Origin of the sequence: Streptococcus nasisuis (genome assembly GCF_040836615.1) — a bacterium.
GTDB lineage: Bacteria > Bacillota > Bacilli > Lactobacillales > Streptococcaceae > Streptococcus > Streptococcus suis_V.
On record NZ_CP162268.1, the window covers coordinates 1,661,193 to 1,683,528 of the forward strand.

Below are 22,336 nucleotides of genomic sequence, written 5' to 3' on the forward strand. Positions count from 1 at the left end.
TCGGCCTAGAAACCGAGATTTTCGTATGGTGTCTTGTAACCAATCTGAAGAATTTTCCCATCCTGAATGAGCAAGGGGCGCTTAATCAACATACCATCATTGGCCAACAAATCCAAGGCCTCATCAACCGTCAAGTCTGCAAACTTGTCTTTCAAACCCAATTCGCGATAGCTGTTGCCCGATGTATTGAAATACTTTTTCAACTCCAATCCAGTCGCATCCATCCACTCTTTCAATTGAGCAGCCTTGGGCGGTGTTGCCTTGATGTCGATAGCTTCAAATTCAAGACCCAGTTTTTTGAGCTCAGCCTTAGCTGCCCGACAGGTTGAACATTTTGGATATTCGTAAAATAAAATCATTTCCTCACCTCAAAATACGGATTTTCATGTTGCAGGAGCCAAATTTTTCTATCCAAGCCCCCAGCATAGCCAGTCAACTTCATGTCACTTGATAGAACACGGTGACAGGGAATAATGATAGACAAGGGATTTCTTCCCACTGCTCCACCGATTGCCTGACCTGATTGGATGTCCAAGGCCTTGGCAATCTGACCGTAGCTTGTCGTCTGACCTACAGGAATTTCTTGTAAAATTCTCCAGACCTTCATTTGAAAATCCGTCCCTCGTAAATCCAGTGGTAATTGGCTAAAGCCAGGGAATTTTCCAGCAAAATACTCTGCCAATAAACGTGCTGACAGGTCCAAATGAGGATGAGGAGTGAGAGAAATTTCCTCTGCTACTCCCCTCTCAAAATATTTCTGACCATGAAACCAAGCCCCTACCAAGCCCTGGTCACTCGCAACCAAAGAAATGGGGCCAAGGGGACTAGTGTAGATTTGTTTGTATAGCATTATTTATGTTTAATGACACGAACCTTGATAATAGCATCCAGGTCTTCAAACTTAGCCACCAGGCTGTCAATTTTAGACTTATCTGACTCGTCTAAATCCAGCAAGGTATAGGCATAGTCACCCTTAGAACGGTTGATGATATTGTCAATGTTAATCCCTAGCTCAGACACAGCTGTCGTGATCGTCGCCACGATATTTGGCACATTTTTGTTGATCAAGGTAATGCGATACGGTGCATCGAGGAATTGCTTAACATTCGGGAAGTTGACAGAGTTGATAATCTCACCCGTCTCCATAAATTGACGAATGGTCTGACCAGCCGCAATGGCACAGTTGAGCTCCGCCTCCTCGGTCGATCCACCAACGTGCGGAAAGACTGTAATGTGCGGTTTGTTGAGGACCTCTTCCGTACCAAAGTCCGTCACATAGTTTTTAACAACACCTGCATCAATCGCCTCAAACAAATCAGCGTTGTTGACCAATTCACCACGGGCAAAATTGACCAAGGTAACCCCTTTTTTCATGAGAGCAAAGCTGTCTGCATTGAAGAGCTCACGAGTCTTATCAGTCAATGGCACATGAACGGTGATGTAGTCAGACTGGGTAAAGATTTCCTTCAAATCATCCACGCGCTTGACGTGACTAGAAATGGTCCAGGCTGTCTCAACAGACACATACGGGTCGTAACCAAGGACATTCATACCTAGACGACGAGCATCATTTGCAATACGAGCACCGATAGCACCCAGACCGATGACACCGATTGTCTTGCCAGAAATCTCTGTCCCAGCAAATTGCTTTTTACCTGCCTCGACCTGCTTTGGCACATCGTCGCCAGACAGGGCATTGGTCCAGGCAGTCGCACCGATATAATCACGAGCAGACAGGAGAATAGAGGCGATAACCGCTTCTTTTACCGCATTGGCATTGGCGCCTGGGGTATTGAAGACCACAATCCCTTTTTCAGTTGCCACATCAATTGGAATATTGTTTGTACCAGCACCAGCGCGGGCAATAGCCTTGAGATTTTCTGGAAAATCAAAGCCATGCAGGTTTTCAGAACGGATGATAAAGGCATCAGGATTGCCTGCCTGATCCCCATCTATCTGGAAACGATTGCCCAATTCCTTGAGACCAACCTGGTTGATATTATTAAAAGTTCTAACGCTAAATACCATGGTTTTTTACCAAAAAGGCGGATTAGCTTCCGCCCTACTTTCATTTTTTAATTTGAGTTTAGGAGCCAACGGTCATCTTCATTCACCTCTTGATATAGACTGCGTTCGCTCTTGTGTTTGATTTTTTGATAGGCCAGGCGTTCCCCGTCAATGGGAACCTTGCCACAATAGACATAGCCCAACTTCAGCAAGATATGTTGCATAGCCTTATTTTGCTCGTGGGTATCACAACGGAAATCTGGTCCCTTCTGGCCTTCAATCAAGCCCTGCAAGAAGGTCTGACCAAACTTTTGACCACGAACACTGGCTGACACTGCCACACGATGAAAGGTCGTATAGACTGGATTATTGTGCTGCCATTTGCCGTCATAGATCGCCTCATAGGCCTCTTCCTGACCACGATGAACCGCCGCATAAGCCACAATCTTGCCATCTACCAAGCCCACATAACCCTTACCAGACAAGATGTCCTCGATCGCCTCACTCGCGCTTGGATACTCTCCCTGCCATTGGTCAATGCCAGAGGCCGCTAAGTAAGCTCGTGCCTCTTGAAAGATTGCTTCGATGGCCCCGACTTCATTGGGATGTGCCAGACGGATTTCCATTAGGCATTCTCCGCAGCAAATTTCTTCATGAAGTCAATCAAGTCTACAACGCCTTGACGTGGGAAGGCATTATACAAGGAAGCACGCATGCCGCCAACGGAACGGTGACCCTTGATGTTCTTAAAGCCAGCTGCCGTTGCTTCTTTGACAAACTTAGCATCCAATTCTTCGCTTGGTGATACAAATGGAATGTTGGCTACTGAGCGCTGTTCCTTGATGCGAACAGGGTTGGTGTAGAAAGCAGACTGGTCAATGTAATCGTAGAGCAGATCAGCTTTTTCGCGGTTGATTTTTTCCATTTCATCAACGCCACCGATTTCTTTGACCCATTCAAAGACAAGTTTTGAAATGTAGATAGAGTAAGCTGGCGGTGTATTGTAAAGTGACTCATTGTCTGCTTGGATACGGTAGTCCAGCATGCTTGAAAGTACTGGCTCGTCGTTGAGGAAATCTTCACGGACGATAACCACTGTCACTCCTGCAGGGCCTATATTTTTCTGAGCACCTGCATAAATCATGGCAAAATCTTCCACATTATAGCGAGCCGCCAAGATGTTTGACGACATGTCACCAATCACAGGCACACCGTTGGTATCTGGAATATCATAAACTGCTGTTCCTTCAATTGTATTGTTGGTAGTCAAATGCACATAGGCTGCATTTGGGTCGATGTCATTTTTGTCAAATGTAGGCAATTCTGCATAGGTAATTTCCTCAGAAGAACCCAGCAAAATTGGCTCAAAGTCAATAGTTTTAGACAGCTTGACAGCCTCAGTATAGGCTTTTTTTCCCCATGAACCACCAGCCAAATAGTAGGCTTTCTTGCCCTTGGCAAAATTGAGCGGAATCATGGTAAATTCGAGGGATGCACCACCCTGCAAGAAAATAACCTTATAGTTATCTGGAATAGCCATCAGCTCGCGCAGGGTCGCCTCAGCACCTTTAATAATATCGTCGAAATCCTTGGAGCGATGGGACATCTCCAACACACTCATTCCCGAACCATTGTAATCCAAAAATTCAGCTTGTGCCTTTTCCAGCACTGGTTTTGGCAAGACTGCAGGACCTGCAGAAAAGTTGTAGATTGTCATAAAAACCCTCCAAATTAAGATGAGCCTATTATACCACATGAAAATGAAATTTCACCATTATTTTCCATTTTTAGTGACTAAATATTCGGTTTATCAGCAAATTTTTCGAAAAATTTCATATATTATTCTGAAACAAACTTGTTTTTATACATTTTTCTAAAATTATATTATAAAAAGACCAGCCTAAGCCAGTCCATGATAGAGGTCATATACTTCTTGTTTTTTTAGTTGATAGCGTTTGGCAACGTCTTTAATAGCTTGATTTGGTTTGCGACCTACTGCGATTTCTGCCTCGACTTCCGCTACCAAATCGACCTGGTCTACGGAAGGAATTTCCTCATCGCTAGCTCCAGCTACAATAATCAAGCATTCGCCTTTGAGGGGATTATCTGCTAGAAAATCCAATAATTCTGAAATGGTCCCACGTTGGTATTCTTCGTAAAGCTTGGTCAATTCACGAACGACCGTCACCTGACGATCTCCGTAGACAGCGAGCATATTTTCCAAGGTATCAGCCACACGATAGGGAGATTCGTAGAAAATCTGTGTTTCTGGATACTGTAGCTTTTGCTGGAAAAATTCCTTTTGCTGACCTGATTTTCGCGGTAAGAAGCCATAAAAAATATGAGGCTGTGGAGCTATTCCTGATCCAATTAAAGCTGTGATCCCAGCCGAGGCACCAGGCAGGGCAATGACTGGAATATCCTCCGCAATGGCAGCCTTAACCAAATCATGACCCGGGTCTGAAATAGACGGTAGGCCTGCATCCGAAACCTGGGCCAAGGATCGACCTGATTTAAGCAAGTTTATCAGCCCAGGAATTTTTTCATGGGCATTATACTCGTGAAAGGAGGTCTGCTTGGTTTCAATTTCGAACTGCTTTAGGAGAAGTCCTGTATTGCGCGTGTCCTCAGCTGCAATCAGATCAACATTTTTCAGCGTGTCAATAGCCCGCAAGGTCATATCTTGCAGGTTACCAATCGGTGTCGGTACCAGGTAAAGACTGCCGTAAGCTGTTTGTCCCTTAAATGATTTTTGTAGTTTCATCTTACTCTCGATTCAATATGACATCACAGAACATACATGGTTCATCATTGTCCCGACGTTGACCGTAGAAGTCATTGCAAATATGGAAACCATCCAAATAAATAGCCTCCAGATTGCCTAGACTTGAATGCGTCGCCCTATTTTCAGTAGCAATCTCTTTCTTCAAACGTTCACGAATCTTGGCATTTTCCAATCGCAAAGCTGTATTTTCATCAATCACAGCCTGGAGATTTTTCTTAATTGATTCTACCTCAGCAAGAGTCTCAAATAAATTCTGCGAGAACCCATCCAAGGCATGAAAAATATCTTTTTTATCCATCTTATACTTTCTATTCTAACTAAGAGTGAGGTATTCTAGGCAATTTTGCAGACTAACATTAGACTGCCACATTTTCTTCACCGTCAGCAATGTATCCAGCCTATCACGCGCATCCGCTTTGTCCAGATTCTCCGCCAAAAGGATAGTCAGTAAATCCAGCAATTGACCCTGCTCCACTTTTTCAGGCACAAGCCCCACCAGGGTTCCCGCCTGTAAATAAGCCAGATTGGGCTGCTCCTGCAGGAGGTCAATGAACTTTCTCGCCTGGACCAAAGCCTCCAAAAAGGACTTGTTTTTAGCTAACTTTTGAGCTTCATCTTGACTGGAAACCAGCCGAGCCAATAAACTAGCCTGGGTCTTTAGCAAACCAGATTCTTCTAAGCTGCGTTCCAAAAGCGCCAGATTCTTGGGAAATTGGACAATCTGTGTCCGACTTTTGATGGTTGGCAACACTGCTTCCAATTGATTGGTCAACAGAAAAATGTAGATTTCTGACTGGGGTTCTTCTATGACCTTCAAGAGCGAATTGGCTGCATTGACGTGCATCTTCTCCGCATCCTTGATAATAAAGACCTGTTTCGATGATTCAAAACCAGATTGAGAAAAATTCTTTACGATTTCGCGGACCGCATCCGTCTTTATGGTATTGCCCTGGGGTGATAATATGGTCACGTCCGAAAATTCCTGGCTCTCAATCAAACGGCAGGTCCGACACATTTCGCAGGGAAGGGAGTCTGTCTTTTCCGTACAGAAAATAGCCTTGGCTAAAAACAGGGCCATTTCAAAATTCCCAAAATCACCAGAAAACAGATAGGCGTGTGCCAGATGGCTACCTTGTAAAATATGAACGAAATCTTCAATCAGTTTCGGCTGCAAGTTGCTTAAATTCTTATAATTCATTTGCTTTCAATAGTCGCTCTTGGATGATACCGAGCGCGTCCTGGACAACAGCCTCTAGGGGCTGGCTGGCATCAATTTTGACAAACCGCTCTGGTTCTTTTTCTAAAATGGCCAAATAGCCTTGTCGGACCCGTCTGTGCATGTCCGCTTTTTCCATATCCAACCGGTCCACATCGCGTTCTGCATTGCGGGCGATTCTTGCCAGCCCTTCTTCGGCATCTATGTCGAAATAGAGGGTCAAATCGGGCTTGACCCCATCCGTCGCATAGTGATTGAGCCAGTCAATATCGGCTATATCTAGACCACGACCATGTCCCTGATAGGCCACTGAAGAGTCAATAAAGCGGTCAATAATGACCATCTTCCCTTCTTGGAGTGGTGGCAAGACTTTCTCAATCAAATGCTGTCTCCTAGCAGCAATGAACAGCAGGAGTTCCGTTTTATGATCCATGGCTGTATTGGCCGGATCAAGAATGATTTTCCGGATGTCTTCTGCGATGGCAACTCCACCCGGTTCTCTAGTAGTAATCACTTCCAGACCAAGTACCTGTAATTTAGGCAAGAGCTCTTGCAAGACCGTTGTCTTTCCAGCCCCATCTGGTCCCTCAAATGTAATAAAATGACCTTTTTCCATGATTACCACCTTTTGCATTGTTCTCATTATTGTAACAAATTTCAGCAGAAAAAGCACTTACAAATTGACTTGTATTTCAATAATAAATGACGTACAATATTAGTATATATAAACTCACATAGCTAAAAATCTTGTCGTGCCTAAGGAGAGACTATGCTACGTATTCGAAATATTTTGGCCATCATTATTGGCAGTGCCTTGTTTGCCTTTTCTTTGAACTATCTGGTCATGCCCAATCACCTATTTGAAGGCGGTGTGACTGGACTGACGCTCATTCTCTACTACTTGTTCAACATCCAGCCCTGGTTGATGAACATTCTCGTTAATATTCCACTATTCGTCATCGGCTGGAAATTGCTAGGCAAAAAAGTTCTTTATTTAAGTATTCTGGGAACCTTTAGCGTTACGCTTTGGCTGGCAATTTTTGAAAAATTCCCCTTGGCTATCAATCTGGAACATGACTTATTTTTGGTCAGCACCTTTAGCGGAATTTTGATGGGAATTGGACTGGGTTTGATTTTTAAAGCTGGAGGAACTACTGGCGGTAGTGATATTATCGCCCGTATAGGTCATAAGTATCTGCCCTATTCAATCGGTCAAATCATTTTAGCTGTCGATATCATCATCCTGACCTTTATCGTCCTTGTTTTTAAAGACTTGAGACTGGTCCTCTATACCCTGATGATGGTGGCCATTGCTACTCGTGTCATTGATTTCATTTCAGATGGTGGCTATGGCAGCAAGGGCCTGATGATTATTTCCCAGAAATCGCAGGAAATTGCTACTGCTATTGATGCGGAGATAGAGCGCGGTGTTACCTTTATCAAGGCCGAAGGATTTTACAGTAAAACGCCAGTAAATATGGTTTATTCGGTCATTTATAAGAGCCAACTCCAGGAAACCAAGGAACTGATTCACCGCATCGATCCTCATGCCTTCATCACCATTACCGACGCCCACGAGGTCTTAGGGGAAGGTTTTACACTGGACAAAAATAAACAACCGCTTGAAAAACATTGAACCCTGGCCTCCCATACTCGGTCCATATAAAAAGTCCTTGTTGAAACTAGTAAGGACTTTTTCATCTTGTTTTCCAAGCTATTCTACTTCAATATCATAGACTTGATAGGCTCAAATGTCTGACGGTGAATGGGTGTCACACCGTGTTTTGCTAGGCCTTGTAAATGCTCTGCAGTACCATAACCAGCATTTTTGGCAAAGCCATAACCCGGAAATTGACGGTCGTAGTCTGCCATCATCTGGTCCCGCGTCACCTTGGCAACAATAGAAGCTGCTGCGATGGACAAACTGTTGGCATCACCCTTGATGATGGAAGTCTGCGGGATGGGAGTGTCTAATGTCATGGCGTCAATCAAAAGGTGCTGCGGTTGCTGGTCCAGCTTTCCCAAGGCCTCCAACATGGCTAATTTAGTCGCCTCGTAGATGTTGACTTGGTCGATGATGTAATTATCCATCACACCAATTCCCATAGCTACTGCCCGCTCCATAACCTCCACATATATGGACTGGTGCTTGGCTTTGGGGATTTTCTTGGAATCGTTGAGGTGACGAATTTTGCAGCCCTTGGGCAAGATAACAGCTGCTGCCACCACGGGACCTGCTAGAGGGCCACGCCCGACCTCGTCAATCCCAGCCACAAATTCAAGCCCAATCTCATACAGAGCCTTCTCGTAGGCCAGCATGGTCTCCAAGCGTTCATCTTCTTGGATTTCTTTAAGAATGACAGAGCGACGCTGCTTGATAGCAGTCTGGACACCCGCTCGCTCATCCGCCTCAAATTCTGCCCAGCGAGGATCCGTCAAATCGGTTAATTGGGCCAACTGCGCCTTGATGTCTTTAATCGTTGCCATCGAAATCACTCACCTTGTCCAATGTGTAGACGCCCAACTTGCCATCACGCACTTCCTTAACAAAGAGATTGTAGAAGCGGTCATAGTCGTCGCGGAAACCAAGTTTGCGGGTCCAGTCTATGATGAGGTCAGTCGTTTCCTGCTCCAAATCCATGCCCTTGAAACGCTCCTGCAGGCGGTCAGGATAATTGGCTTTGAAGTAATCTAATCCGAAAATCGTCACTTCGTCCATGGGCAAGAGCTGGTCTTTTATAGCCCCAGTCAATGCCAACTTGAGCCCGACTTCTTGGTCCTCAAATTTCGGCCAGAGAATACCTGGCGTATCGAGAATTTCCAAATCCTTATTAGACTTGAGCCACTGCTGTCCCTTGGTGACGCCGGGCTTGTTTCCTACGACAGCGATTTTCTTGCCTGCCAGACGGTTCATGAGCGTTGACTTGCCTGCATTTGGAATACCGATAATCATGGTCCGTAGGGTTTCGTTTTGAATACCACGTTCGCGGAGACGCTCTAGCTTATCCTTCATTAGGCTTTTTGCTGCGTCGGTCACTTTTTTGACTGTGGACTGCTCTTTTGAATTGATGGCCAAGGTTTTCACCCCTTGACTTTCATAGTAGCTCTGCCATTCTTTAGTACGGGCAGGATCCGCCAAATCAACCTTATTTAAAATCATGAGTTTGGGTTTGTCGCCGACAATTTTAGTCAGCATGGGGTTCTGACTGGATAGCGGCAAGCGCGCATCGACCAAAATGGTCACGAAGTCCACGTGCTTAATATTTTCCTGAACCTGACGGCGCGCCTTGGACATGTGCCCCGGGAACCATTGAATAATTGCCATGTAGTGTAAATCCTTTCGTAGCAAGGGTTTAAGACCCTTGGTTTTTAAAAATGCACAAAAAACCAAAAATAAACCAAAAATTTAAATTAAACTATCCCCAAACAAATTTATATCCATCAACTTTTTGACTTGTATCTTGTTTCCTGATAGTAATGATTTCAAAATGGTCAATATATTTTGAAATATCTTCTTTTACTCTTGGCAATATATTGGCTGTTATGTGTCTAGGTGCATAACTTTCATTTATTCCTATTAGCGTTCTAAATGTACTCAAAGAACATTCCAAACTTTTTTGTTCGATATTCTCTTCGATTAACTCAAATACTGATTGCGAGTATTTACATTTCCATATTTTTAAATCTTTAAAATTGAAGTTGTTATCCAATGCAAATTTTTCCATTACAAGAATAGATTGATTTTGAGACTCTATTGTACTATGGGTATAGCCCATAGTTGTTTCAGGATTCACATGTCCCACACGTTCCATGATTTCCTTGAGAGGAACGGGTGCATCCCCTCTTTGAAGATATGTAATATGCATATGTCTAAAGGAATGTGGCGTTACATGTTTTTTCCACTCAAATCCATATCGCTCCATACAATTCTTTTTCAAATCTGTTTCAATTCTCGATATGATTTCTCTAAAAGAATGTGAAGTTATAGGAGAGCCATATTCTGTCCTAAATACAGACGATGATTTCCTGAACGATTTTTTTGGATTTTTAAACATATACTTATCAAACTCATTACTTCTTTGCAGAGCCCGTAAATAAGCATCAACTGCTATTTGCGGAAGACGAACATATCTTTCAGATTCATCTGTTTTTGTCTCATCGTAATAAAAGTCATCTACCTTTAAGTCATGTGACTGCAATGAACGGGAGACATCTAATATAGCTTTTTCTAAATCCACAGATGATTCTACAACAGCTCCTGCTTCCCCAATTCGAATACCAGTAAATAAAAGAAAAATTGCTAAATCGTAGTAGTTAGGATTCCTCCTCTTGCTAAGCTCTTCAAAGAAGACCAATAATTCATGAACTTCTAAGAATTGCATTTTCTTTCTCAATTTAGCTTTACGTTTTTTACTTTTGGATACGTTTATTTTAACTGCTAAAAGTGGATTATATTGGTAAATCTGATGTAAAACACCGTAATTTAGAATTTTATTCAAGCTACTTCGAATATGTGAAAACGTTGAAGCTGAGCAATCATAAATTCGAATATAGTCTTTCAAAATTTTTTCCAAAAGTAACGGTTTTATTGAGGTTAGAAGATAATCGTCACCTATAATTTCACCCAATCTTTTCAGTACCAATTTTTCTCTATCTGCTGTTTGCTTTTTGACTGAGACACACCACGACTCAAACCAAGCTTCTCTCAAATCTTTAAATGTGAGAATTGTCTCGACATTAATTTTTGATTGAGTAACATTGAGTAAATTTTCAATTTTTTCCTGTAATTCAAATTCAGCTTTTTTTCGTGCAGAACTAGTATCCTTATAGTAAGACACAGATGCTGTTTTCCATTTCCCAGTTAGAGGATCCTTGTAAGAATCACCAACTTCAAATCTAATTTTTCCTGTTTTTGATTCCCTTCTTTTATAAAACATTTTGAACTCTCTTTCTTTTTAAAAGAGAAAATATGATAGCCAATAGAATTAACCCACTCTATTTTATCACATCTTCTGAAAATTATCGGCTAATTTTTCTCTTTCCAAGTAAGGAACTCTTCAAATCCATCTAAATTGATAAATACCAGTTTATGAGTAGGATTTATGACATAGTGCTTAAATTTTTTATTCTCTCTCATTTCAGAAAGCCATCGATTTAGTGTGTGTATATTTAGTCCATCCCACCTTTTCATCAGACTTTTTTTGGTAGCCCACTCTGCAATACTGTTTTCAACTGGTATGTACTTTATTTTTACTACTTTTGTCATTATTTCCTCCTCAAAAGATAAGTAGCAAAAAAATTGAGACAAGTTTCACGACATTGGTGGGTTGATTTGGACATCAACATAGGAATCTCACCTGCTCCATTTTTCGACTAGAGCCTGAACGTTCAGAAGTATCATTAACATTATTTGTGTCATGGCAAATTGGATTCCAACCCAATTTTAGAAACAGATATTTTTTCGCTCATATCATCGCGTATCTATTTCAACTGCTCGACAAATAAATAAAGTCCCACCTCGGTCTATTCAATTTTCAAAGGACCAGGAGGGACTATTTGATATTTTTCTTTATCCTCTTAGGATAATCTGATAATCCTAAGAGATAATCTGTACTGACACAATATAGATTAGAGAGACGAATTAAATCTTCGATTGACAGACCACGTTTTCCAGATTCGATTCTCGAATATGAGGCCTGACTACAAAATAAATAATTTGCTACAAATTCTTGAGTAAAATCTGCATCTTCTCTTAAATCTTTTATGCGTCTGTACCTCACGTCTGTTCACTCCTATAACAAGTATATCGGTGAATATTCAGGACTTTTCAATAATATACCAAACTGGTATATGTTCATTAAGGAGTATTACATCTACGTGACTACTTGGAATTAAAAATTAATTTCTACTCCATTTCACATACGGAAATTGTGTACCTTTAAATTTTTTCGATAACGAGTAAAGGCGGTAGCTAAATACCGCCTCCACATACTTTACCTATGAATTTTCAAAAATTATCGAACTATTACTCAATATGAATTGTTTAATATCGTATTAAGAATTCAGCAAAACCATTATTTACAACTGTGATTCTTGCTGTCTTAGTCTCTTCATCAAATTCTATTTGTGGTGTTTGAATATCTGAATCCGTTGACTTTAGAATCTCAATGGTGGGTTTTACTTTAACATTTTTCAACACATAAACTGTTTGGCGTTGTTCAGAGTTAGCAGTGTTGTGAATATAATTGTTGTAAACCCAATCAATTGCATCTGGTTTTGACAACTGTGGTAACGCCCTAGCAGAAGTTGCATCTGTTGCACCTTCCCATAGACTATCTTTGTTTATCCGATAGTTATTGAGGAGAATATGCAAACCAGAATCTGTTTCCTCGACAATAGTGAATGAGTGTGACTTCAATGTGACATCAAACTCTTTCCCATTTAGTTCGAATGAACCTGTTTGATCGTTGTCTCTATTATATTCATAGTTATAGATAAAGACTCTGTTATCAATTTCATCACCAAAAATATTTCCAGTATATTCTTCTGGGTAAAGAGCGTTCAAAAAGTTTCTTCTATTGGCAGCTGAACTCATCTCACCTGATGAAAGGCTTAATACTTGGATTGTTTCAGGTAATTTTGATCGCAATACATCAACAGAAATACTAGCAGGAACCGCTGGCAACGTACCGTATCGACCAGTAGTATATAAAGGACTTTGGTGCGTTGCAGTATTCACATTAACAAAGAAGTGTCCGTCACGTTTTGATGAATAATTGCCACTCAAGACTACTTTAGTATTAGCTAATACTTCCTCTTTTGATGGTGCTGGATTTTTGATGATGTACTTAAAGAATGTTTCTATAACATTTGAGAATAGAGGAGATTCTTCATTTCTAACACCATAGGTATACGCAGGGTGTTCAAAATTGTAAACTGATCCACCATTTAAATAAATGTTCATAGCTTCAGCACCGAGCATAGCCTCAGGTTGAGTTAACCACTGCCTATTCCCTTGACTCTTACCAATACTGCTCTGTTCAAATAACTTCCATTTTCCAGTTTCGTACCATTTCCAGGTATCCATCAGACCACCCCATTGATAAGCATAATCCGCCAACCACAATCCTGTCATATAACTTGCAGTTGGTGCATCATTTCCTTCATGGGCTGGTGTATTTTTGTACATGAAAATAAAGTTTTCCCAATACTTCTCTACCGCTTCTTTAAAGGCTGTTTTTCCATGTGCTCCCATAGCTTTTTCGATTGAAGCACCGTTATTTTGTTCAGACCAGATAAAGTAACCACCATGTTTTGCAGATAATTTTAAATACTCAGCTGCTTTGCTTTCTACATCTCCTGCCCACACCCAATAGTTTTCAGTTGAGAATACTCCTTGTAAACTAGAGTATCGTTCATACATTCTATCGATCCAGTCAATACCGATCCAATGAGCTGCAGTATAGTGAGGTTGATTACCTGCTGTATAAACCGTTAGTATTACTGGAATTGGCTCATTTTGACCCGTTTGTGGATTGATGTAGTTTTGTGCTTCATTAAGTATATGCTCATAAAATTGTTGAGCAACTCCTGCTCTCTTTGGTAAGTCGTCAGGATGGATTTGAATAACTGTATATGGTTTTAATTCGGGATCGATATTTTCCCACTTACCGGCTAAAGTATCTCCACCCCAGAAAGCATAATTTCCACGGCTGTATTCATTTCCATTAGCGTAAAGTGGCATCATTAGAAGGGGACTTGTATTTGAAATTTCACGACGTTTAGGAGCTGGGTCAAAGTCATTTGGATTTTTGAATGCTCCTTTTGCAACAAAATACGCACCTGCAAATACAACTTCATCTCCCCAAGTTTGAGCCCCAGCATAACTTTTCAATCTAAAAGTACGAGAATCTTCTGGGATTTCAATATCGATTTTAACTGCCTTTGTATTATAGTTTATACCATTTGGATATTCATCTAAAGTGGAATAGATTACCTCTCCGTCAACCTCAATCTCAACTTTCTCAATATTGGCATATCTATTGTCAGAGTGACCAGCACTTCTATCAAGTCCAACAAAAGTTGCAAAATGACTGACTTCTGCTCCTTCAATGTTATACTCAATTGTTGAAGGCGAACCAGCAATCGTTCCTAAACCTTTATCAAATTCTTTTATAGAATCATCTGACATTTTTAGGGATATTTTTTGATTATTACCGTTGTTTCCAAGTGAGAATGGCTTGTTTTTTTGAACAATTTTAGAAGATGTTGCATCTCCATGTGTTGCAATTCTCCATTCTAAATCAGACAAGTATACCGAACCTTCTCGAATAGGTAATGAATTTGGATCTTCATTAGTTTCTGAAGGGTTAGTAACCGAATGCTCTGGTATGGTTAGTTTGGGAACCGCAAATACAACTTCATCACCCCAAGTATATTGGCCTGAATAACTTTTTAACTCTAATCTTTGTGCTCCTGCGGGAATATCAACCTGTAAAGGTATGGCTGGAGTATCATAATTTATCCCATCTGGATAATCAGTTAGAGTTGTAAACTTAACTTCATTGTCAACTAAAATTTCGACTTTATCTACTTTGGCATACCTATGATCGGTTGGTCTTGCAGTCCGATCAATCCCTACGTAGGTGCTGAAAGATGTAGCATTGTAGCTAGAAATATCATAGCTGATTGTCGATGGATTGGCTGCTACTGTACCTATCCCATTTTCAAATTCTCTGATATTCCCTTCATCCATTTTTAAAGATATTTTATTATCTCTTCCGTCATTTCCAGCCGTAAAGGGTTGGTTTATCTGAACAGTTTTAGATGATGTTGCATCGCCATGAGTTGCAGTGTTCCATTCAATCTCAGTGAGTGAAATTTCATCCGCATTCACTTGAGACTGAATAATTCCAATAGACATCAATGCAACTATTGAAAACAATTTAATTTGCACTTTTTTTAATCTCATTTGTAAACCTCAATTGAAAAATAATTCTTGCTCATTTTCCTAGTCAATCAATAATACGGCCTACGTATACTGCTTAATTCTACTTTAGGAACTATCTATCTTCATATCCTTCTCCTTCAATGTTATTGGACTAGGAAGGCTGAACCAATGATTCCGTTATTACCTTCAATTTTTGAAACAAGTATATTATTCAGAATATGTTCGTGTTCTTTATGCAAATGTAGTTTCAGTTCCTCTTTAAATTCTTCAACAAAATCAAGATTATGTAAGGCAACACTACCTCCAAGAACAATCACTTTGGGATCTAGGAAACAAACCATATTCTGAATGGCCTGTGCAATACCCGTGCATGCATTCTCAATGATAGCCTTGGCTGTCCTGTCCCCTGCTCTCCAATTTTCAAATACATCTTTGGTAGATATGGTTTCAACGCCATACATCTGTTTACCTTGAAGCTCAATCGCTGGTCCTGAACAAGCTAACTCAAGCCCACTGGTTCGCCCAAAACTTTGAACAGGCATAAAACCAATTTCTCCTGCAAATCCAGAACCACGAAGGATTGAATTATTAATAATATTGGTCGCTGCTATACCAGTTGAAATGGTGATGTAGCCAAACATATCACTTGAATCTAAGTCTAGCAATCGATATTCTGCATAGGCTGCTACCTTAACATCATTGTCGATTTTAATTGGAAGGTCGCCATAGACTTCCTTAAATCTGGCGACGACTGGGAAGTTTTTCCAAGGAATGTTATTCTGAAAAACAGCAACTCCATTTTCTACATCAACCTTACCCGGTAAGCCAATACCTATACCTTTGATTTTCTGAATTGTTAACCCTTGGCTTGAAAGCAAGTCATCAATTGCCGAACAAACACATCGGAATAGGCTTTCTGCACTATCTACCTGACTAGGTACACGTAAACTCATGTCTACAGTTCCATTGCTATCAACCAGCCCAACGGCAACCTTTGTTCCCCCAATATCTACGCCTACTGCGTATTGTTTTTTCATGGTTGTCTCCTATTTTGATAAAATTACAATCTCATACGGTGCTAATTGGATCTCAGTCTCAGAAACTTGTTCAAAATGACCTTTTACTGTCTGGTAATCATATAGGTTCCAATTCTCACTTGTGAAAACTTTTGCTTCACCAGATGGGTTACGGAGTGAAAGGATTTCTTTATCTCCATTAACACAGTGGTAGCCATAAATGTCAAAGGCTGATGGACTGCCCCCAATTTTCTGACTTTGTTTCAATGTCGGATAGTTAGCCTCAATCCATTTGACAGCACGCGCATTGGCTTTCCAACGCTCTTCATCAAACATGGTGTAGGAATAATGGAACTCCCAGAAGGCATTCCCCCGTGTCGCAATGAACATAAGATAATCTTCAAATTCCTCTACTGTCGCATACATCTGATGGTCCATATACCATGTATGAGCTGTGCTGGCATAGATTGGTTCATGATTATAAAGGCTCCAAAGAGGCAGTTGAATATCCCTTTTATCTAAAAATTCCTCATATTGACAATCACGATACGTTATCATCCGCTGAATATCACTACCTGCATTCTCCGTAAAACCAACATCTTGAGAAATCTGGATCCACAAACTATTGACCCATTGGAGGAACCAAGGACTTGGATTGACGTAGGAGGTCAGGTTGAGCCAGCAATCTTGCTCCCCTCGTTCAGCTCTCAGATCTTTCAAAAGTTCAATCAAAAATTCATAAACAGGGGTCATGGTGTGCATAGCATAATCCCCAGATGAATCCTGTACATCAGGTTTCAACAACCAACCATCAATTTTCCAATAACTAATGTCGTACTGCTTTTGGTAATCCAACATCTTGGCTTTCATCCGATTGAGGTAGGTAAAATCACCGATATTGACATCGTTTGATAGTTTGTTCTTACTACCGAACTCGGGATGCGCTTCTAGCCAATCACTCATGGTTACTTCTGTCCCGTTATAGCCACCTCGGGGGCCTATCCAAAGACCGAGACTAGCCCCCAGATTATTGACCAAAGCCTTGACCTTAGTCAAGCCATTCGGGAACTTATGATTAAACTCCCAAACACTTTCATAGTCGCACCAGCCATCATCGACAACATAGGCATCCAGCTGGATACCATGGTCCTCAAAGCCATGAGAAATTTCCTCAAAACTCTTAATAATAATGTCCTCGTCAATATTGGTCATGTGGTCATACCAAGAATTGTACTGCTTTCTGAAAAAACTTGGCTGGGCAATGCCTTCAATATAATTATAAAAGGCTGTCTGGATTCCTTGTTTATCTGTCGAAGGTGCCGCACCTATGACAACTGGCCAGATTTCCTTAGCAGACGAAACTGCTTTCCCTAGGTAATAGCGTGAAAAATAAACTTCGCCATCTACCCTATTTTCTCCCATCGGAAATTCCATGCCAAAGAATAGTGACTTGGAATAGACTGGCTGCCCCAGTTCCACATAATAACCTGAAAAACCAGCCATCTCCTTGATGTCATCCTGCTTTTGAGGATAAAAAATACCCTCGTTATTAGCAAATTCATACCATTCCACATCGATATAATTGATGGCCTCTTGAGAGTTCAGGACGGTCATTTTTTTACTGATGACATCCGCCCTAGATTTATACTCTAACAGGAGCTGGATATGCTCTCCGTTAAAACTTAGAAGAAGAGTTTCCTTGGTTTGCTCCACAACATGGGCTTCAAAATGCTCTGATGTCAATTCTCTGCCATTCATGAGAACCATACGAAATTCTTGCGTTGACTGGTTCGGCACGACCACTTCTAAGTCCTTATTCAGAATATGGGAAGTATAAAACTTCCCATCCACTAACTTGAAGTATCGAGCCAGATGATTGTTTTCAATCTTCATACTCATTCACTTTCTAATTCAATTTTTATCACACTATCTACCTCATCTGGTAGGGGATAGGTAAAATGGGGAATGTCCCCATACTGGGCAAAACAAATACCTTCATAAGCATTGGTCGTCCAGCTCTTAGAAATCTTGACTTCGCTACCATCGTGCAAGAAGCTCATTCGCTTCACTTTCTTCTCATCAATACCAATCAGTGCAAGAGGTCCGATTGGTTGTTCAAAGACATGGGCATAGATAGTATTGCCTTTTTGCGTATAGTAGCCCCATTCAGGCTTAGGCAGTGAGCTGACACCACAGCCATAAATAGATTCTCCGTTCTTACCCAACCAGTTGCCAAAATCTTCTAAAATAGATTTGCTTTCTAGGTTAATTAAACCCAGAGCATCTGGTCCGACATTCAAAATCATATTCCCATTTTTGCTGACACATTCAACTAACTTGCGAATCAACGTTTTGGATGATTTGTAGAGATGATCCGTTGGATTATAAGCCCAGTTGTTATTCATGGTTAAGCACAGTTCCCAAGGAATCGGTTCTCCATGTGCATTGCGAATGCCTTCGTGCGGAACAATTTGCTCAGGGCTAACAAAATCACCAGAGAAAATGTTGATGTCATCCGTCACAATAGAGCCGAATCCCTCTCCAGAGGTTTCCAGACGATTATCGACAACCACATCTGGTTGGTGCTTTCGAACCAAGTTTATCAAATCAGTTGCCCGCCATTTTTCACCGAACATATTGCCATAAGAATAGTCAAACCATAGAATGTCCAATTTGCCATACTTGGTCACAATTTCTTCGACTTCGTTGTGTAGGAAGATCAAGTAATTATCAAAATCAATCACTTCATCCTTGAAGGCTTCATTTTCCCGCATGGGATGAATCATGTCTCCATACTTTGGATAATCCTTGTGATACCAGTCAATCAGGCTAAAGTAAAGACCGACTTTCAAGCCCTCTTCTCGGACAGCTTGGACAAACTCCGCCACCAAATCCTTGCCAATCGGTGTGTTGGTAGCCTTGTAGTCGGTGTAGGCTGAATCAAACAAGCAAAAACCATCATGGTGCTTGGCTGTCAAGACCATATACTTCATGCCTGCTGCTTTGGCTGCCCTAGCCCATTCCCTCGGATTATACTTAGTTGGATTAAAGGCTTCAAAGTATGGTTGGTAGTCCTCTATAGATAATTGCTGGTGGCTACGAATCCACTCTCCCTTGCCAGGAATGGAATAAAGCCCCCAGTGGATAAACATACCAAAGCGGTCCTGTCTAAACCATTCCGTACGTTTATAGATGTCTTGTAAACTGTTTTTTGTCATCCTTTTACTGCTCCTCCTCCCAGTGCTTCGATGAAGTATTTACTTGCAAAAGCAAATAGTAAAATCGGTGGTAAGATAATCACGACAATGGCTGAAAAGAGACCATTATAGTTGGTATTAAAGCTGGTTGTAAATTGACCCAGCAAGGCTGGAACTGTCAATTCATCCTTGTTGATAATCAACATAGAAGCCCAATAGTATTCGTTCCAATTATTGATAAAGGCTAAGATAGCTGCTGTCAAAATACCCGGTCTAGCAATAGGCAACATGACCTTCCAGAAGGTCTGAGCGTAGGTAGCCCCATCAATTTCTGCTGCCTCTTCTAGCTCTTTTGGAATAATGGCAAAGTAGTTCTTGATGATAAAGAAACTCATGGCAATACCACTACAAGAGTAGACAAAAATCAAGGCTGCCGGTGTATTATAAATGCCCAGAACATTTACCAAACGATAAACAGGGAAAGTCATGGCCGTTGCAGGAATGAATAGGGTTGAATAAAGCATTGCTGTAATTAATTTCTTGCCCCTAAATTCCATACGTGCAATAACGTAGGAAGACATAGAAATCATAATTATACTAATCAATACAGATATTGAAACCACCTTAAAGCTGTTCCAAAAATAATCCAAGACATGGAGTTCTGTAAATACCTTGATATAGCCTTCAAAACTCAAGTCAGTCGGTAAGCTGATACCAGGATTTTTCATTGGATCAGCCTTAAGGGAAGAAAGGAAAATCCATAATATTGGAAACACTGAAATCAAACAGGTAATGGCCATGTAGCCATAAATAATGAGCTTGCCTGTTCTTGATAGTCCACTTAATTTAGCATCCATACTCATTTCTCACTTTCTAGCTTTGCCTTCTCTGAAAATCAAGTTAATGCAGAGAATAATCAACATACCACCCAATATTTGAATCACACCAATGGTATTTGCCCTAGCATACTGGGTCCGAGAACTTGATACTGCTAACTCCCGAATGATGAAACTGATACTCTTGGTTCCTGCAGCACCATTGGTCAAGAAGAACACCTCGTTATACAATAGAAAACCAGAAGTAGCTGCCATAATGGAGACTGTTTTCAAGGTTTCTTTGATCATGGGAATAGTGATGTACCACTCTCGTCTCCAACCCGTAATATTATCCAAAATCGCTGCTTCATGAATCTCTTGTGGAATGGCGAAGATTTGTCCTAGAATCATGATGGTGGATGTTCCAGCAAAGAAGATATAAGCACAGGTCATAGCGATAATATTCAGACCAGGCGTCAAGAGGATGGCTCCTGTGAAATCTGGATTGAAGAAACGGATGACCTGGTTGACCACACCGTAGTTAGGGTTGTAGATTTGTAAGAAAATCAAGCCCATAGCCGCACTTGAGATGATACTTGGAATGATATAGAGGTTCCGTGAAATCTTCCAGCCTGGCAATTTTTTTGACAGAGCTATTGCCACTGATAATGCTAGAGGAACTTGAACCAAGACACCGATCGCTGCCCAGGTCAGGGAGTTTTTCAGTGCTTCCAAGAAGAAAGGATATTCCTTAAAAATATACTTGTAGTTGGCAAATAGATTGCCGAAACCTAAAAATTCTGGTTTAGTCAGGTTAGTATAATCCCACTTGGTAAAGGAAGTAGCGAAAATCGTCACCACAGAATAGAAATAAAACAAGAAGAAACAAATCAAAGTCGGCAAAAGGAATAGGAAAATGAACCTCTGTTTCTGCTGTTTCCTGTTTTTCAAGGTCATGGTTTTCTTTGCCATACTATTACTCACTTTCTAAACAAAAGGGCTAAGGATACACTTCCCTAGCCCTGTAATTTTAGCCGATAAGGGCTTTCAAAATATCTTGAGTTTCTTTTACTTTTTGGTCAATGTCCACACCGTCAGCTGCACTTTCTGTCAATGCGTTAATGATAGCTGTACGAACATCACCACCCCAAGCTGAAACAACGGTTGGCACAATGACGTCTGCATTGTTTGCCATTGAAGTTGCTTCACCGAGCAATTTAACAGTTGCGTCGTCTGATCCTTTAGCAATTTCTGCTGTATCAATTGCTTGGCTTGTTGGGTTGGCACCTACTTTTTCAAAGATAGTTTTTTGAACATCGTCGCTAGTCATGTATTTAACAAACTCTAATGCCAATTTTTCTTCAGGCTCAGACAAGCCACTTGAGATAGTCAAACCACCACCTGCTGAGGAAATTGCGATATTACCAGCGTAGAGACCAGGACGATACGCTGGATTTTCAGACAAGCCACCTGCTGCCCAAACACCGTTGAAGAACACGCCTGACTTACCATCTGTGAAATCAGTTGAGTAAACGTTGGCATCGCCGCCAGCATTGGCAGAACCGTTTGCCTGTACTTCTGTCATAACCAGTTTCAGTGCTTCTGCAAATTCTTTTGAGTCAATGCCTTCAGAAGTAAGTGGACCTTCCAACAATTTACGACCGGCTTCAGAAGAACCTAAAACAGTGTTGAAGAGACGAATTGCAGGTTCCCCAGCACCAAAGGCATAGATACCTTCTTGGCTACGAACTTTTGCCATTGCTTCTGTAAAGTCGCTCCATTTAGCCCACTGATCTGGGGTTTTAGCACCAGCTTTTTCAAAAATATCTGCATTGTACCACAAACCAAGTGTCAATAATTGGTCATGAACAGTAAAGATTTTTCCATCAACATCGTTTTGGGTATAGTTCAGGCCAACATTCTTCTCAAGACCATTTTCGTCAATGTATGGTTTCAAGTCCAATACCAAACTTTGTTCGATAGCTGCAAGTGATACATCATTACCAGCCAGGTCAATCATATCTGGGAACTCACCACTGGCAACCTTGTTGTTCATAATATCTGTCAAGCTACCATTGACTGGTGTTGCCTTAAATTCAACGTCCCCATCAGCATGTTGTTTGGCAAATTCGTCATACAAGTCACGCATAACTTTTGCAGCTGGCCACTCATCTTCACTGTGGTGGTAGCCATGATAGAATTCCAGAACAGCTTCGTCACCACCTGAAGCTGCTTTCTCTTCAGACGAACCACTGTTGCTACCTGACGCACTACATGCTGCTAAGAATACAGATGCCAAAAGGCAAAGTGAACCACATTTCAATAATTTTTTAGTCATGACAAATTCCTC

General features: G+C 41.1%; 22 protein-coding genes. 1 reads left to right on the top strand and 21 read right to left on the bottom strand.

Annotation, left to right across the window (positions count from 1 at the left end; all coding sequences use genetic code 11):
• Positions 1 to 5 precede the first annotated feature (5 nt).
• The 9 genes from AB1F57_RS08370 to tmk form a co-directional block, all read right to left on the bottom strand.
• A complete protein-coding gene (locus tag AB1F57_RS08370) occupies positions 6 to 359 on the bottom strand; it encodes an arsenate reductase family protein (protein ID WP_105137902.1) in 354 nt (117 codons plus the stop codon).
• A complete protein-coding gene (locus tag AB1F57_RS08375; protein ID WP_105137903.1) occupies positions 356 to 850 on the bottom strand; it encodes a methylated-DNA--[protein]-cysteine S-methyltransferase in 495 nt (164 codons plus the stop codon). Before AB1F57_RS08375 ends, AB1F57_RS08370 begins: the two co-directional genes overlap by 4 nt.
• Positions 850 to 2,028, bottom strand: a complete 1,179-nt coding sequence (locus AB1F57_RS08380) for a phosphoglycerate dehydrogenase (protein ID WP_105122168.1) — start codon at positions 2,026 to 2,028, stop codon at positions 850 to 852. The genes AB1F57_RS08375 and AB1F57_RS08380 overlap by 1 nt, the downstream gene beginning before the upstream one ends.
• A gap of 47 nt (positions 2,029 to 2,075) precedes the next feature.
• Complete coding sequence (locus tag AB1F57_RS08385) at positions 2,076 to 2,633, bottom strand: GNAT family N-acetyltransferase (RefSeq protein ID WP_105122167.1); 558 nt, start codon at positions 2,631 to 2,633, stop codon at positions 2,076 to 2,078.
• The gene (serC, locus tag AB1F57_RS08390) at positions 2,633 to 3,724 is read right to left on the bottom strand and encodes a 3-phosphoserine/phosphohydroxythreonine transaminase (RefSeq protein ID WP_105122166.1); all 1,092 of its coding nucleotides are present in this window, start codon (positions 3,722 to 3,724) and stop codon (positions 2,633 to 2,635) included. The genes AB1F57_RS08385 and serC overlap by 1 nt, the downstream gene beginning before the upstream one ends.
• 183 nt (positions 3,725 to 3,907) lie before the next feature.
• Positions 3,908 to 4,771 (bottom strand): 16S rRNA (cytidine(1402)-2'-O)-methyltransferase, encoded by an 864-nt coding sequence (gene rsmI / locus AB1F57_RS08395; protein ID WP_367985613.1) that lies wholly within the window; start codon positions 4,769 to 4,771, stop codon positions 3,908 to 3,910.
• A 1-nt stretch (position 4,772) separates the two neighbouring features.
• Complete coding sequence (gene yabA, locus AB1F57_RS08400) at positions 4,773 to 5,090, bottom strand: DNA replication initiation control protein YabA (protein WP_105111418.1); 318 nt, start codon at positions 5,088 to 5,090, stop codon at positions 4,773 to 4,775.
• Between the two features lie 15 nt (positions 5,091 to 5,105).
• On the bottom strand, positions 5,106 to 5,990 hold the full coding sequence (locus AB1F57_RS08405; RefSeq protein ID WP_367985614.1) for a DNA polymerase III subunit delta': 885 nt from the start codon (positions 5,988 to 5,990) through the stop codon (positions 5,106 to 5,108).
• The gene (tmk, locus tag AB1F57_RS08410; protein WP_105111443.1) at positions 5,980 to 6,624 is read right to left on the bottom strand and encodes a dTMP kinase; all 645 of its coding nucleotides are present in this window, start codon (positions 6,622 to 6,624) and stop codon (positions 5,980 to 5,982) included. Before tmk ends, AB1F57_RS08405 begins: the two co-directional genes overlap by 11 nt.
• Before the next feature lie 153 nt (positions 6,625 to 6,777).
• On the opposite strand from tmk, the gene AB1F57_RS08415 reads away from it, so the two are divergent.
• Positions 6,778 to 7,644, top strand: coding sequence for a YitT family protein (locus AB1F57_RS08415; RefSeq protein WP_105137906.1), 867 nt, complete (start codon positions 6,778 to 6,780; stop codon positions 7,642 to 7,644).
• Between the two features lie 83 nt (positions 7,645 to 7,727).
• Here the strand turns inward: AB1F57_RS08415 and AB1F57_RS08420 are convergent, their stop codons facing one another.
• The 12 genes from AB1F57_RS08420 to AB1F57_RS08475 form a co-directional block, all read right to left on the bottom strand.
• Positions 7,728 to 8,495 carry a ribonuclease HII gene (locus AB1F57_RS08420; protein WP_170238797.1) on the bottom strand — a complete coding sequence of 256 codons (768 nt, stop codon included), beginning with the start codon at positions 8,493 to 8,495 and terminating at the stop codon, positions 7,728 to 7,730.
• Complete coding sequence (gene ylqF / locus AB1F57_RS08425; protein ID WP_367985615.1) at positions 8,482 to 9,333, bottom strand: ribosome biogenesis GTPase YlqF; 852 nt, start codon at positions 9,331 to 9,333, stop codon at positions 8,482 to 8,484. The genes AB1F57_RS08420 and ylqF overlap by 14 nt, the downstream gene beginning before the upstream one ends.
• A gap of 91 nt (positions 9,334 to 9,424) precedes the next feature.
• Positions 9,425 to 10,945: a tyrosine-type recombinase/integrase gene (locus AB1F57_RS08430; RefSeq protein ID WP_167785447.1), complete on the bottom strand. Its 1,521-nt coding sequence runs from the start codon at positions 10,943 to 10,945 to the stop codon at positions 9,425 to 9,427.
• Between the two features lie 89 nt (positions 10,946 to 11,034).
• Positions 11,035 to 11,274 (bottom strand): hypothetical protein, encoded by a 240-nt coding sequence (locus AB1F57_RS08435; RefSeq protein WP_004195677.1) that lies wholly within the window; start codon positions 11,272 to 11,274, stop codon positions 11,035 to 11,037.
• Between the two features lie 286 nt (positions 11,275 to 11,560).
• A complete protein-coding gene (locus AB1F57_RS08440) occupies positions 11,561 to 11,788 on the bottom strand; it encodes a helix-turn-helix domain-containing protein (protein WP_023370317.1) in 228 nt (75 codons plus the stop codon).
• A 263-nt stretch (positions 11,789 to 12,051) separates the two neighbouring features.
• Positions 12,052 to 14,979, bottom strand: a complete 2,928-nt coding sequence (locus AB1F57_RS08445) for a glycoside hydrolase family 98 domain-containing protein (protein ID WP_167785446.1) — start codon at positions 14,977 to 14,979, stop codon at positions 12,052 to 12,054.
• A 122-nt stretch (positions 14,980 to 15,101) separates the two neighbouring features.
• Positions 15,102 to 15,995 carry an ROK family protein gene (locus AB1F57_RS08450; protein ID WP_367985616.1) on the bottom strand — a complete coding sequence of 298 codons (894 nt, stop codon included), beginning with the start codon at positions 15,993 to 15,995 and terminating at the stop codon, positions 15,102 to 15,104.
• A gap of 9 nt (positions 15,996 to 16,004) precedes the next feature.
• A complete protein-coding gene (locus AB1F57_RS08455; RefSeq protein ID WP_160863631.1) occupies positions 16,005 to 17,867 on the bottom strand; it encodes an alpha-N-acetylgalactosaminidase in 1,863 nt (620 codons plus the stop codon).
• Between the two features lie 2 nt (positions 17,868 to 17,869).
• Positions 17,870 to 19,192, bottom strand: coding sequence for an alpha-L-fucosidase (locus tag AB1F57_RS08460; RefSeq protein ID WP_367985617.1), 1,323 nt, complete (start codon positions 19,190 to 19,192; stop codon positions 17,870 to 17,872).
• Positions 19,189 to 20,028 carry a carbohydrate ABC transporter permease gene (locus tag AB1F57_RS08465; RefSeq protein ID WP_024394492.1) on the bottom strand — a complete coding sequence of 280 codons (840 nt, stop codon included), beginning with the start codon at positions 20,026 to 20,028 and terminating at the stop codon, positions 19,189 to 19,191. The genes AB1F57_RS08460 and AB1F57_RS08465 overlap by 4 nt, the downstream gene beginning before the upstream one ends.
• Before the next feature lie 9 nt (positions 20,029 to 20,037).
• Positions 20,038 to 20,958, bottom strand: coding sequence for a carbohydrate ABC transporter permease (locus AB1F57_RS08470; protein WP_023370305.1), 921 nt, complete (start codon positions 20,956 to 20,958; stop codon positions 20,038 to 20,040).
• Positions 20,959 to 21,016: 58 nt separating this feature from the next.
• Positions 21,017 to 22,324: an ABC transporter substrate-binding protein gene (locus tag AB1F57_RS08475; protein ID WP_160863565.1), complete on the bottom strand. Its 1,308-nt coding sequence runs from the start codon at positions 22,322 to 22,324 to the stop codon at positions 21,017 to 21,019.
• Between the last annotated feature and the right edge of the window lie 12 nt (positions 22,325 to 22,336).

Bases quoted from the DNA above. Each gene is read 5' to 3' on its own strand.
- AB1F57_RS08370 (WP_105137902.1), bottom strand. From the start codon at position 359: ATGATTTTATTTTACGAATATCCAAAATGTTCAACCTGTCGGGCAGCT.
- AB1F57_RS08375 (WP_105137903.1), bottom strand. From the start codon at position 850: ATGCTATACAAACAAATCTACACTAGTCCCCTTGGCCCCATTTCTTTG.
- AB1F57_RS08380 (WP_105122168.1), bottom strand. From the start codon at position 2,028: ATGGTATTTAGCGTTAGAACTTTTAATAATATCAACCAGGTTGGTCTC.
- AB1F57_RS08385 (WP_105122167.1), bottom strand. From the start codon at position 2,633: ATGGAAATCCGTCTGGCACATCCCAATGAAGTCGGGGCCATCGAAGCA.
- serC (WP_105122166.1), bottom strand. From the start codon at position 3,724: ATGACAATCTACAACTTTTCTGCAGGTCCTGCAGTCTTGCCAAAACCA.
- rsmI (WP_367985613.1), bottom strand. From the start codon at position 4,771: ATGAAACTACAAAAATCATTTAAGGGACAAACAGCTTACGGCAGTCTT.
- yabA (WP_105111418.1), bottom strand. From the start codon at position 5,090: ATGGATAAAAAAGATATTTTTCATGCCTTGGATGGGTTCTCGCAGAAT.
- AB1F57_RS08405 (WP_367985614.1), bottom strand. From the start codon at position 5,990: ATGAATTATAAGAATTTAAGCAACTTGCAGCCGAAACTGATTGAAGAT.
- tmk (WP_105111443.1), bottom strand. From the start codon at position 6,624: ATGGAAAAAGGTCATTTTATTACATTTGAGGGACCAGATGGGGCTGGA.
- AB1F57_RS08415 (WP_105137906.1), top strand. From the start codon at position 6,778: ATGCTACGTATTCGAAATATTTTGGCCATCATTATTGGCAGTGCCTTG.
- AB1F57_RS08420 (WP_170238797.1), bottom strand. From the start codon at position 8,495: ATGGCAACGATTAAAGACATCAAGGCGCAGTTGGCCCAATTAACCGAT.
- ylqF (WP_367985615.1), bottom strand. From the start codon at position 9,333: ATGGCAATTATTCAATGGTTCCCGGGGCACATGTCCAAGGCGCGCCGT.
- AB1F57_RS08430 (WP_167785447.1), bottom strand. From the start codon at position 10,945: ATGTTTTATAAAAGAAGGGAATCAAAAACAGGAAAAATTAGATTTGAA.
- AB1F57_RS08435 (WP_004195677.1), bottom strand. From the start codon at position 11,274: ATGACAAAAGTAGTAAAAATAAAGTACATACCAGTTGAAAACAGTATT.
- AB1F57_RS08445 (WP_167785446.1), bottom strand. From the start codon at position 14,979: ATGAGATTAAAAAAAGTGCAAATTAAATTGTTTTCAATAGTTGCATTG.
- AB1F57_RS08450 (WP_367985616.1), bottom strand. From the start codon at position 15,995: ATGAAAAAACAATACGCAGTAGGCGTAGATATTGGGGGAACAAAGGTT.
- AB1F57_RS08455 (WP_160863631.1), bottom strand. From the start codon at position 17,867: ATGAAGATTGAAAACAATCATCTGGCTCGATACTTCAAGTTAGTGGAT.
- AB1F57_RS08460 (WP_367985617.1), bottom strand. From the start codon at position 19,192: ATGACAAAAAACAGTTTACAAGACATCTATAAACGTACGGAATGGTTT.
- AB1F57_RS08465 (WP_024394492.1), bottom strand. From the start codon at position 20,028: ATGGATGCTAAATTAAGTGGACTATCAAGAACAGGCAAGCTCATTATT.
- AB1F57_RS08470 (WP_023370305.1), bottom strand. From the start codon at position 20,958: ATGGCAAAGAAAACCATGACCTTGAAAAACAGGAAACAGCAGAAACAG.
- AB1F57_RS08475 (WP_160863565.1), bottom strand. From the start codon at position 22,324: ATGACTAAAAAATTATTGAAATGTGGTTCACTTTGCCTTTTGGCATCT.